Source organism: Bradyrhizobium oropedii (assembly GCF_020889685.1).
Taxonomy (GTDB): domain Bacteria; phylum Pseudomonadota; class Alphaproteobacteria; order Rhizobiales; family Xanthobacteraceae; genus Bradyrhizobium; species Bradyrhizobium oropedii.
The window spans coordinates 1-11087 of sequence record NZ_JACMYO010000235.1 but is presented as its reverse complement, the minus strand read 5'-3'; the positions used below and the strand labels follow the sequence as shown (position 1 = coordinate 11087).

Here is an 11087-nt window from a genome sequence, read left to right as displayed (position 1 = left end):
GTTTTCCTCCGATGCCGACGCGGCGGCCTCGGCCGGTGCCGCGGAGGTGGCAGGCGCGGCCGGCTGCGGCGCGGCAGGCGTCACCTTGGCGACGGCCTTTGGCGCCGCCGTGTGGTGGCGGGTGTCGGTCGGGATGCTGGCGGTATCGGCCGGAGCATCGGCCTTCGAATCGGTAGGTTTGGAGTCAGCCGATTTGGGGTCGGCGGGCTTCTCGGTGACGGTGGCCTTCTCTGAGGCCGAGCGCTCGATCAGCGTGCGCTCGGACATGCCCTTGGCCTTCACGCCGGCTTCGGGGAGGCTGCTGACGACGGTGGCGGGCTTGGCGGCGGCTTTGGGATCGACGGCAGTGGTCACGGCCGCGGCGGCGGGCACTTCCGGCTTGGACACGATGTAGTGGTTGACGATGTACGCCCCGATGATGGTCGCTGCCACCGAGGGTAAGATGTCCATCACAAATTTCTTCAGGTAACTCAGCATGACCTGCCACTCCCCACCCCGTTATTTCATGCTGGAACTTTGAGGCACATTCAGGGATCAACTGCGTCGGATCGGTGGCAAACCCCCGTTCCGACGTCACCTTTGGTGTCACTTTGGTTTCAGCGGAGGCGCGCCCTGCGCAGGCCGCATCCGCCTTCTAGATCATCGCGCAGCCGTTAACGGCTTATGAATTTCCACAGCCGCGCGAACACGGACCTGCCATTCGGCGCGCGCAGGGTTACCGCCCTCATCAGGGCTTGAGCTCGACCTCGAGGAACACGATCTCGCTGGCCGTCTCGTTCAGCACGTCATGCTGGACCCCTGCCTTGCGGAAATAGGATTTGCCGGCCCCGAGCTGGGCCTTCGAGCGCTCGCCGTTCGGCGCCACGATCGTCATCTCGCCCGCCGTAATCGGAACGATGACGTAGTCCATCTCGTGGGTGTGGTGGCCGGTGGCGCTGCCGGGCGCGAGCCGCCATTCGGTCACGCGAACCTCCGCCGTATCCACCTGCACGTCCGATTTGGCGCTGAGCATCATCACTTCTCCAAGTTTCTTGTTTGAGCGCATCGTGCCCTACGGCACGAACACCATGAACACGAACACCGCGAATACCACCATGTGAACAAGCCCGAACAGGATGTTGGTGCGCCCGGTTCCGAAGGTGAGCATGCTGACCATGAAGGTCAGCAGCAGGATCAGCATATGCTGGTTGCTGAGCCCGAGCACCAGCTCCTTGTCGAGCACATGGGCGGCAAGGGCCACGGCGGGAACCGTGAGCCCGATGGTGGCGATCGAGGAGCCGAGCGCGAGGTTGATGCTCTTCTGCAGGTCGTTCTTGCGCGCCGCCGCCACCGCGGCAACGCTCTCCGGCAGCAGGATCAGCGCCGCCACCACCAGACCGGCAAAGGCCGGCGGCGCACCGATCTTGACCGTGACGACATCGACCACCAGCGAAAACTTCTTGGCCAGCAGCACCACCGCCAGCAGCGACACCAACAGCAAGGCAACGCTGATCGCGGTCATGCGGTCCGACATCACCTCGCCATGCGCGGCCGCCTCGTTGGCGCCGCCGACGAAGTAGTCGCGGTGGCGGATGGTCTGGGTGTATAGGAACACGGCGTAGAGCAGCAGGGTCACGATGCTGATCACGGCGAGCTGGGCCGTGGAATAGATCGGGCCCGGCGCCGTCAGCGTGAAATTCGGCATATCCAGCGTGATGGTCGCGAGCACGAACAGCACGCTGAGGTAGAGGTTGGCGCCGGTGATCTGGAAATCCTGCTCACGGTAGCGGATGCCGCCGATGAAGATGCAGAGCCCGACCAGGCCGTTGCAGACGATCATGACCACCGCAAACACGGTGTCGCGCGCGAGCGTCGGTGCCGGCGTGTCGCCCAGCATGATGGTCGAGATCAGCGCCACCTCGATAATGGTCACCGCGAGCGTCAGGAGCAGCGTGCCGAACGGCTCGCCGATCCGCTCGGCAATCATCTCGGCGTGATGGACGGCCGCGAACACAGTGCCGAACAGAATCACCAGCAGCACGGCCGCGAAGGCCCAGCCCCCGGCCGACGGTGCGAAGCTGTAGCCGGAGGCCGTGACTGCGGCAAACAACAGCACCGCCAGAACAGGATACAACCAGGCCGACCGTGGCATCGGTCCGTGTGCGCTCATCGTGGGGTCCCCTCACTTCCGGTGGTGCGATTATGCGATAGACAATCGCCTCCGTCAGCCTCTTGCGGCGTCGATAAACGGGCGCGCCGTCCCCATCGCACCGAAATCGTCGAGATTGTCGTGCCCGCCACCGGGCAGTCGCACGAACTGCTTGGGCTCACGGGCGAGATTGAACAGGCGCTCGCCGAAACGGATCGGGATCACCGGATCGTCGGTGCCATGCATGATCAGCAGCGGCACCGTCACGCCGTTGATTCGCCGGTCGGAGTGGAATTGATCCCGCATCAACAGGCTGATCGGCACAAACCAGAAGTGCTCGCCGGCGACGTCGGCCGTCGACGTGTACGGCGCCTCCAGGATCAAGCGGCCGACCGGATGTTCGGCGGTGAGCGCAACCGCAACGCCGGTGCCGAGTGAGAAGCCCCAGACCACGATCTGCGCGGGACGGTAGCGCGCTGCGGTGAACGCGTAGGCCGCCGCAGCATCCTGCAGCAGCCCCTGCTCGGTCGGAGATCCGCTCGAGCCCGCATAGCCCCGGTACGACAGCGCGACCAGCCCGGTGCCGTCGGCGATGATGCCCTTGAAGCGCGCAACCCGCCCGGCAAGGAAATCGCCATTGCCGGGAAAGAACAGCACCACCGGACGGCCGGGCTTCGCCGGCACATGCCAGACGATGACCTTCTCGCCGTCAGCAGTGGCCAGCACATGCTCTTCGGCCTCGGGAAGGCCGGCGGCTGCCGGCGCGGTCCGTCCCACCGGCGGAATCGGAAACAGCATCTCGCGCTGCTTGACGTACAGCACCGCAAGGCCACCGAGATAGACGACCGCGGCGACGATCAGCAGCCATTTCAGGATCGTCAGAACCACGCGCAAATCTCGCCTGCAGCTCTAGATTTAGTGTGTCCGATGATGTGGGACCCCATTGCTACTTTGCATGGGGTTGTTTCGCAGTTTTTGGTCCCGCCCTCGGTCTTTGGTAGCCGGCGAGAGTGGCCTGCGCCTGGAATCGAGCAGCTTTTCGACCTCGAGCGTGATGCTGTCTGGAACGGGCCGGCAAGCGCAAACTTTCGCATGCGCGACATGCCACTTGATGCGCTGCTCGCGCGTGGCCCGGGGCGGCATGCGATGCTGTCGATGCCACTCCCGGTTCAGAACCATCGAAGCCGTCCTACATCGCCTTGACGATGTTCTCGGTGACCTTCTTGGCGTCGCCGAGCAGCATCATGGTGTTGTCGCGGTAGAACAGCGGATTGTCGATGCCGGCGTAGCCGGAGGCCAGCGAGCGCTTGATGAACATCACCGTGCCGGCCTTCCAGACCTGCAGCACCGGCATGCCGTAGATCGGCGAGGTCTTGTCCTCTTCCGCCGCCGGATTGGTGACGTCGTTGGCGCCGATCACGAAGGCGATGTCGGCCTGGGCGAACTCCGAGTTGATGTCCTCGAGCTCGAACACCTCGTCATAGGGCACGTTGGCCTCGGCCAGCAGCACGTTCATGTGGCCGGGCATGCGGCCCGCCACCGGGTGAATGGCGTATTTCACCTCGACGCCTTCCTTCTTCAGCAGATCTGCCATTTCGCGCAGCGCGTGCTGGGCCTGCGCCACCGCCATGCCGTAGCCGGGCACGATGATGACCTTGGAGGCGTTCTTCATGATGAAGGCGGCATCATCAGCCGAGCCGAGCTTGGCGGGCTTCTGCTCGCCCGAGCCGCCGCCGGCCGCCGCGGTCTCGCCGCCGAAGCCGCCGAGGATCACCGAGATGAACGAGCGGTTCATCGCGTGGCACATGATGTAGGACAGGATCGCGCCCGACGAGCCGACCAGCGCGCCGGTGATGATCAGCGCCGAGTTGCCGAGCGTGAAGCCGATGCCGGCCGCGGCCCAGCCGGAGTAGGAGTTCAGCATCGAGATCACGACCGGCATGTCGGCGCCGCCGATCGGGATGATCATCAGCACGCCGAGCGCCAGCGCGATGATCGTGATCAGCCAGAAGTCGAGCGCGCTGCCCGACATCACGAGGCCGACGATGAAGAACACCAGCGCCAGCGCCAGCACGATGTTGATGACGTGGCGGAACGGCAGGATGATCGGCGCACCGCTCATCCGCGCCGACAGCTTCAGGAACGCAATCACCGAGCCGGTGAAGGTCAGCGCGCCGATCGCGACGCCGAGCGACATCTCGACCAGGCTCTGCGGATGGATGTCGCCGGGCGTGCCGATGTCGAACGCCTCGGGCGCATAGAACGCACCGGCGGCGACCAGCACCGCGGCCATGCCGACCAGCGAGTGGAATGCGGCGACGAGCTCGGGCATCGAGGTCATCGGCACGCGGCGCGCGATGACAGCGCCGATGCCGCCGCCGATCGCGACCGCGAGAATGACCAGCAGCCAGGCCACACCGTCGGCCGGCGGATGGCTCGCCAGCGTGGTGCCGACCGCGATCGCCATGCCGATCATGCCGAACATGTTGCCCTGGCGCGACGATGCCGGACTCGACAGGCCGCGCAGCGACAGGATGAACAGCACACCCGCCACGAGATACAATAGTGCAGAGAGATTGGCGCTCATCTCAGGTCCCCCCAAATTCTTACATCACCCCGAGGTGGTTGCCGTTACTTGGCTTTTTTCTTGTACATCGCCAGCATTCGCTGGGTGACCAGGAAGCCGCCGAAGATGTTCACGCAGGCGAAGATCAGCGCGACGAAGCCGAAGCCGCGGGCCCAGCCCGAGCCGCTCGACACCATGCCGACGCCGACCGCGAGCAGCGCACCGACCACGATCACCGACGAGATCGCGTTGGTCACGCTCATCAGCGGCGTGTGCAGCGCCGGTGTCACCGACCACACCACGAAATAGCCGACGAACACGGCGAGAACGAAAATCGACAGCCGGAACACGAAGGGATCAACGGCCTGCGCGAGATGCTCCATGGCTTCTCTCCTTACTTCGGCTGGAAGTTGGGATGGATGACGGCGCCGTCCTTGGTCAGCGCGGTGGCCTTCACCAGCTCGTCGTCCCAATTGACCGCGAGCGCCTTGTTGGCCTTGTCGACCATCGTCTCGATGAACGAGAACAGATTGCGCGCATACAGGCTGGAAGCGGAAGCGGCGACGCGGCCGGCGACATTGGTGTAGCCGACGATCTTGATGCCGTCGGTTTCGACGACCTCGCCGGGCTTGGCGCCCTCGACATTGCCGCCACGCTCGACCGCGAGATCGACCAGCACCGAACCAGGCTTCATCGATTTCACCATCTCGCCCGACACCAGCTTCGGCGCCGGACGGCCCGGGATCAGCGCGGTGGTGATCACGATGTCCTGCTTCTTGATGTGCTCGGCGGTCAGCGCGGCCTGCTTGGCCTGGTACTCCTTGGACATTTCCTTGGCGTAGCCGCCGGCGGTCTGCGCGTTCTTGAACTCCTCGTCCTCGACGGCGAGGAATTTCGCGCCGAGCGATTCGACCTGCTCCTTGGTCGCGGGCCGCACGTCGGTCGCCGTGACTATGGCTCCAAGCCGCCGCGCAGTCGCGATCGCCTGCAAGCCGGCAACGCCGACGCCCATCACGAACACCTTGGCGGCCGGAACGGTGCCGGCGGCGGTCATCATCATCGGGAACGCGCGGCCGAACGCCTCGGCACCCTCGATCACCGCCCGGTAGCCGGCCAGATTGGCCTGCGAGGACAGCACGTCCATCACCTGGGCGCGGGTGATGCGCGGCATCAATTCCATTGCAAACGCCGAAACGCCGGCATCGGCCATCGCCTTCAGCGCGGCATCGTTGCCATAGGGGTCCATGATCGCGACGACCAGCGCACCGCGCTTGTATTTGGAGAGTTCGGAGGCCTCGGGCCGCTTCACCTTGATGATGATGTCGGCGTCCTTGAGCGCATCGGCCGAGACGGTGGCGCCGGCTGCGGTGAGCTCCGAATCGGGCAGGCCCGACTTGATGCCCGCGCCCGGCTCGACCGCGACCTCGGCGCCGATCGCCTTGAACTTCTTGATGGTATCGGGCGAAACCGCAACCCGCGGCTCGGACGGATCAATTTCCTTGGCAACGGCGATCTTCATGGGCCCTCCGGCGGCGCGAGCGGCGCACGCGTCTTCAAACTAGCGTTATTTTCGCCAGATTGGATACCCGGTTTTTGCATCCGGGTTTCGACAGAAATTCCGGCACCGCCGCGGGACGGCGATGCCGCTAGCCGATCAGGGATCAGACCAGGAAATAGGCCATCAGAGCGAGGAGGATGGCGACGCTGATGGTGCCGTATTTGACCAGGATGAGAAACCCTTCGTAGGTCTGCTCATGCGCCACGTAATCGTTGCCGTCGGCGGTCGTATAGGCCACTTCGCTATGGTCTGCCATCGCTGTCCCCAGTCAGAAATTCGCGTTCTGCGAGCCATTACCGCAAACAGGTTGGCAGGGCAACGGCGTGGTCCCGATCGGGCGATTTGAAGCGCAAATCGTCCCCGATTCACCCCTCGAGCGACGGCCCCGCGGCTGCCCCGCGGGCAGGATTGATCTCCCAAATGCAGGCATCATGGAACGATCATGCCGTCCGGCGAAAAAAACGCCGAACGAAGCTGATGCAAGGCCCGGGCTGCCACCCGAACTGGCCGGAAGACCGATGGGCGTCAACCCATCGCCTCCAGCTCGTCGATCATGCCGGCAATGACGGAGAGGCCGCCGTCCCAGAATTTCGGATCCTTGGCATCGAGCCCGAACGGCCGCAGCAACTCGGAATAGTGCTTGGTGCCGCCGGCGGCGAGCATGTCGAGATAGCGCTCGGCGAAACCCTCCGACGCATGCTCGTAGACCGCATAGAGCGAGTTCACCAGGCAATCGCCGAACGCATAGGCGTAGACGTAGAACGGCGAGTGGATGAAGTGCGGGATGTACATCCAGAAGGTCTCGTAGCCCGGCTTGATCTCGATCGCCGGTCCCAGGCTCTCGCCCTGCACGCTGAGCCAGAGCTGGCCGATCCGCTCGGCGGTGAGCTCGCCATTCTTGCGCTCAGTATGGACCGCGCGCTCGAACGAATAGAACGCGATCTGCCGCACCACGGTGTTGATCATGTCCTCGACCTTGCCCGCGAGCAGCGCCTGGCGCTGCTTGGCGTTCCTGGTCTGCGACAGCAGCCGCTTGAAGGTCAGCATCTCGCCGAACACGCTGGCGGTTTCCGCCAGCGTCAGCGGCGTCGGCGCCATCAGCGCGCCGTTCTTCGCCGCCAGCACCTGATGGACGCCGTGGCCGAGCTCATGCGCCAGCGTCATCACGTCGCGCGGCTTGCCCTGATAATTCATCAGCACGTAGGGATGCGCCGACGGCGTGGTCGGATGCGAGAACGCGCCGGGCGCTTTGCCCGGACGGACCGGCGCATCGATCCAGCGATCGTCGAAGAAGCGCTCCGCGATCTCGGCCATTCTGGGCGAGAAGCCGTTATAGGCCGACAGCACCATGTTGCGCGCCTCGGGCCAGGCGATCGTCCCGGTCGCCGCGAACGGCAGCGGCGCATTGCGGTCCCAGTGCGGCAGCTTCTTCTTTTTGAACCAGCCGGCCTTCAACGCGTAATAGCGGTGCGACAGCTTCGGATAGGCCGCGCGCACGGAGGCGACCAGTGCGTCGACCACCTCGCGCTCGACGCGGTTGTTGAGATGGCGGGAGTCCGCGACATCCTGGAAGCCGCGCCAGCGATCGGAGATTTCCTTGTCCTTGGCGAGCGTGTTGGTGATCAGCGCGAAGGTGCGCTCATTGTCCTTGAAGGTCTTGGCCAGCGCCTGCGCGGCGGACTTGCGCTTGTCCCCGGCCTTGTCCTGCAACAGGTTCAGCGTCGGCTCGATCGCGAGCTCCTTGCCTGAGACCTTGAAGCGCAGGCCGGAGATGGTCTGGTCGAACAGCCGGTTCCAGGCTGCGTAGCCGCTCTGCGCCTTCTCGTGGAAGAGCTGCTCGACGCGATCCTCGAGCTGGTACGGCTTGTCCTTGCGCAGATCCTCGATCCACGGCCGGTAGTGGCCGAGTTCGGGTTCTGCCATCGCGCGCTCGATCACATCATCGTCAACCCGATTGAGCTCGAGCGAGAAGAACAGGAGATGTACCGATGCGGCGGTCAGCCGTTCCGACACGTCGCCATAGAACTTCGAGATCGCGGGATCGACGCTGTCGCCGGCATGGACCAGACCGGCATAAGAGCCGAGACGGCCTGCCAGATCGTCGATCGCCTCGTAGCGGCGGACCGCCTCGGCAAGCCACTTGCCGCCGCCTTCCCTGGCGGTATTTTCAGCAAGCTTGCCCTTGAAGTCGGTCTCAAACGCGACGCAATCTGCATCCATTTTCTGCAGATCGCGTGCAACCTCTGGCGCGTCGATACCGGAGTAGAGATCTGCCAGATTCCATTCCGGAAGCTTGCCGGTCTTGCTGGCTGCCTTTTTCGCCGCCGGGCCGGCCGGGGCCGGTTTGCGTTGCGCTGCCGTTTTGCGCAGCGCGGTGTCCTTGCGGAGAGCGGCCTTGCTGAGAGCAGACTTGTTCGGAGCAGTTTTGGAGCGCGAGGTCATCTTGTTCGTAACCTTACTTCAGTCGGAAAGATGTCGGCGGCGGCGGAATGAATGCGGGTTTGCAAGGTTTAAGAGTGCGTTAATCGGCATCGGCGACAGTGCCCCGATTCGAGACAAATAATCGTAGCGTGCGGGGAAAACCATGGCTGCCACCATTTTGATCGCCGATGATGACGCAGTACAGCGTCGTTTGGTTGAAAACATGGTGCAGAAGTGCGGCTATGAGCCCCTCGTCGTGGACAGCGGCGACGCGGCGGTAGCGGCCTTGACCGCATCCGAGACGCAGACGATCGATGCCGTCGTGCTCGACCTCGTGATGCCGGGCCTCGACGGTCTCGGAGTCCTCGCAAAGATTCGTGAAGCTGGTTTGAACGTCCCGGTCATCGTCCAGACCGCGCATGGCGGCATCGACAATGTGGTGTCGGCGATGCGCGCCGGTGCCCAGGATTTCGTGGTCAAGCCGGTCGGCTTCGAACGGCTGCAGGTGTCCCTGCGCAATGCCCTCAACGCCTCGGCGCTCAAGGGCGAATTGCAGCGCATCCGCCACAGCCGCGAGGGCCGGCTGACCTTCTCCGACATCATCACCCGCAGCGAGGCGATGGCCGGGGTGCTGCGCACCGCGCAGAAAGCCGCATCCTCGACGATTCCCGTGCTGATCGAGGGCGAGTCCGGCGTCGGCAAGGAACTGTTCGCGCGCGCCATCCATGGCAGCAGCGAGCGCAAGGCCAAGCCGTTCGTCGCGGTGAACTGCGGCGCAATCCCGGACAATCTCGTCGAATCGATCCTGTTCGGCCATGAGAAGGGCGCCTTCACCGGCGCCACTGAGCGTCACCAGGGCAAGTTCGTCGAGGCCCATGGCGGCACGCTGTTCCTCGACGAGGTCGGCGAATTGCCGCTGGCCACGCAGGTCAAGCTGCTGCGCGCGCTGCAGGAAGGGACCGTCGAGGCGGTCGGCGGCCGCAAGCCGGTCAAGGTCGATGTCCGCATCATCTCGGCGACCAACCGCAAGCTGCTCGATCTCGTGAAAGCCGGCCAGTTCCGCGAGGACCTGTTCTACCGCCTGCACGTGCTGCCGCTGACCATTCCGGCGCTGCGGCAGCGGCGCGAAGACATTCCGCATTTGCTGCGGCATTTCCTGGCGCGGTTCTGCGCCGAGGAGAACCGCAACATCACCGGAATCAGCGGCGATGCGATGGCGTATCTGGCGCAGCTCGACTGGCCGGGCAACATCCGCCAGCTCGAGAACACGGTGTATCGCGCCGTGGTGATGAGCGACGGCGACCAGCTTGGGCTGGCCGATTTCCCGCAGGGCAGCGCGCATCCGGTGCCGGAAGGCAAATCCTTGCAGGGCGAGCCGCTGGTGGTGTCGCCCTCCACGGCCCCCGCCATGATTTCCGGTAACGAAATACCTGTGACCACTGCCCTCCCCACTGCGGGCCGCCTCTCGATGCTCAACGCCGCGGGCGAGGTGCGCCCGCTGGAAGATCTCGAGAACGAGATCATCCGCTTCGCGATTTCGCATTATCGCGGACAGATGTCGGAGGTCGCGCGCCGTCTCAAGATCGGCCGCTCGACCCTCTACCGCAAGCTCGATGAAGCGGCGGCCGGCACGCGCGCGACCGACCCCACCTAGGTCGCATTGGCCTCGGGGCCGATCAAACAATACCAGGGAACCTTTTGAACCGTGTCGTGGCGGTGACAGACAAAGGCTGTGCCGCGTGGCAAAAACGCACAGCCCGAGCGAAATCAGCTGCTTCGAGGTCAGTTTGTCGTGAGTTGCCCCGCATGGCGCTGGCTGCATACGAGGGGCAAATGTATCGTCTGCGTTCGTTGCGTGCAGGCGTGCGAGTCGATCGAGAGGCCGGCGCTTTCGCGCAAGCTATGAAACAAATACTGATTTGAACTGTTCCAGTTTGACCAGGAGCAGTTCCACCCAGGGGGTGTGACGATGCGTGACTGTTCGAACAACCGTCGGGGATTTGACCGCGTATTGACGGCGGTCGCGGCAACCTTCCTCACGGTGTCCGCGACCGCAGCCTTCGCACAGGACACGCCTCGATCCAGCGCCGCGGAACTCGCGATCGACGCCGCGATCCCGCGCCCCGAGCCGGCCAACGTGCCGCCGCCCACCGCGGGCGATTTCAAGGCCGACACCACCGCCGCACTGCCCGACGCCGCCAAGCCGGCCGACGTGAAACCGACGAACGTGCAGGCCACCGAGACCAAGCCCGTTGATGCGAAGCCTGTCGATACAAAGCCGGCAGAGCCGAGCGCGACGGCAAAGGCCGTCGAACCAAAGCCCGCCGATGTCGCCACGGCGCCGGCAACGAAGCCCGCCGATGCACCGAAGACCGATACCGCGGTCGCGCCGGCAGCGGCCTCGCCCGCTCCCG

9 protein-coding genes and 2 pseudogenes are annotated in these 11087 nt (G+C 64.6%); 2 read left to right on the top strand and 9 right to left on the bottom strand.

Features of this window, described 5'->3' with window-relative positions:
- The 9 genes and pseudogenes from H8A95_RS38100 to H8A95_RS38060 all read right to left on the bottom strand — a co-directional run.
- Nucleotides 1-477, bottom strand: a pseudogene (locus H8A95_RS38100) (hypothetical protein); the annotation flags it as partial.
- Nucleotides 478-727: 250 nt separating this feature from the next.
- Nucleotides 728-1012 carry a cupin domain-containing protein gene (locus tag H8A95_RS38095; protein ID WP_028340624.1) on the bottom strand — a complete coding sequence of 95 codons (285 nt, stop codon included), beginning with the start codon at nt 1010-1012 and terminating at the stop codon, nt 728-730.
- A gap of 39 nt (nt 1013-1051) precedes the next feature.
- Nucleotides 1052-2149 carry a calcium:cation antiporter gene (locus tag H8A95_RS38090; RefSeq protein ID WP_229187741.1) on the bottom strand — a complete coding sequence of 366 codons (1098 nt, stop codon included), beginning with the start codon at nt 2147-2149 and terminating at the stop codon, nt 1052-1054.
- Nucleotides 2150-2203: 54 nt separating this feature from the next.
- Nucleotides 2204-3010, bottom strand: a complete 807-nt coding sequence (locus H8A95_RS38085) for an alpha/beta hydrolase (protein WP_229187742.1) — start codon at nt 3008-3010, stop codon at nt 2204-2206.
- Between the two features lie 307 nt (nt 3011-3317).
- Nucleotides 3318-4715, bottom strand: coding sequence for an NAD(P)(+) transhydrogenase (Re/Si-specific) subunit beta (locus H8A95_RS38080; protein WP_229187740.1), 1398 nt, complete (start codon nt 4713-4715; stop codon nt 3318-3320).
- Between the two features lie 44 nt (nt 4716-4759).
- A complete protein-coding gene (locus tag H8A95_RS38075; RefSeq protein ID WP_016841609.1) occupies nt 4760-5077 on the bottom strand; it encodes a proton-translocating transhydrogenase family protein in 318 nt (105 codons plus the stop codon).
- An 11-nt stretch (nt 5078-5088) separates the two neighbouring features.
- On the bottom strand, nt 5089-6213 hold the full coding sequence (locus H8A95_RS38070) for a Re/Si-specific NAD(P)(+) transhydrogenase subunit alpha (protein WP_229187739.1): 1125 nt from the start codon (nt 6211-6213) through the stop codon (nt 5089-5091).
- Between the two features lie 142 nt (nt 6214-6355).
- Nucleotides 6356-6508 carry an aa3-type cytochrome c oxidase subunit IV gene (locus tag H8A95_RS38065; RefSeq protein WP_163159659.1) on the bottom strand — a complete coding sequence of 51 codons (153 nt, stop codon included), beginning with the start codon at nt 6506-6508 and terminating at the stop codon, nt 6356-6358.
- Between the two features lie 269 nt (nt 6509-6777).
- Nucleotides 6778-8694, bottom strand: coding sequence for a M3 family oligoendopeptidase (locus H8A95_RS38060; protein ID WP_163159660.1), 1917 nt, complete (start codon nt 8692-8694; stop codon nt 6778-6780).
- 142 nt (nt 8695-8836) lie between these two features.
- Here H8A95_RS38060 and H8A95_RS38055 point away from each other — a divergent pair, with 142 nt between their 5' ends.
- Both H8A95_RS38055 and H8A95_RS38050 read left to right on the top strand, forming a co-directional pair.
- Nucleotides 8837-10327: a sigma-54-dependent transcriptional regulator gene (locus H8A95_RS38055; protein WP_229187738.1), complete on the top strand. Its 1491-nt coding sequence runs from the start codon at nt 8837-8839 to the stop codon at nt 10325-10327.
- A 357-nt stretch (nt 10328-10684) separates the two neighbouring features.
- Nucleotides 10685-11087 (top strand): annotated as a pseudogene (locus H8A95_RS38050) (L,D-transpeptidase family protein); the annotation flags it as partial.

Excerpts from the sequence above, each read along its gene's own strand:
- H8A95_RS38095 (WP_028340624.1), bottom strand. The coding sequence starts at position 1,012 with ATGCTCAGCGCCAAATCGGACGTGCAGGTGGATACGGCGGAGGTTCGC.
- H8A95_RS38090 (WP_229187741.1), bottom strand. The coding sequence starts at position 2,149 with ATGAGCGCACACGGACCGATGCCACGGTCGGCCTGGTTGTATCCTGTT.
- H8A95_RS38080 (WP_229187740.1), bottom strand. The coding sequence starts at position 4,715 with ATGAGCGCCAATCTCTCTGCACTATTGTATCTCGTGGCGGGTGTGCTG.
- H8A95_RS38075 (WP_016841609.1), bottom strand. The coding sequence starts at position 5,077 with ATGGAGCATCTCGCGCAGGCCGTTGATCCCTTCGTGTTCCGGCTGTCG.
- H8A95_RS38070 (WP_229187739.1), bottom strand. The coding sequence starts at position 6,213 with ATGAAGATCGCCGTTGCCAAGGAAATTGATCCGTCCGAGCCGCGGGTT.
- H8A95_RS38065 (WP_163159659.1), bottom strand. The coding sequence starts at position 6,508 with ATGGCAGACCATAGCGAAGTGGCCTATACGACCGCCGACGGCAACGAT.
- H8A95_RS38060 (WP_163159660.1), bottom strand. The coding sequence starts at position 8,694 with ATGACCTCGCGCTCCAAAACTGCTCCGAACAAGTCTGCTCTCAGCAAG.
- H8A95_RS38055 (WP_229187738.1), top strand. The coding sequence starts at position 8,837 with ATGGCTGCCACCATTTTGATCGCCGATGATGACGCAGTACAGCGTCGT.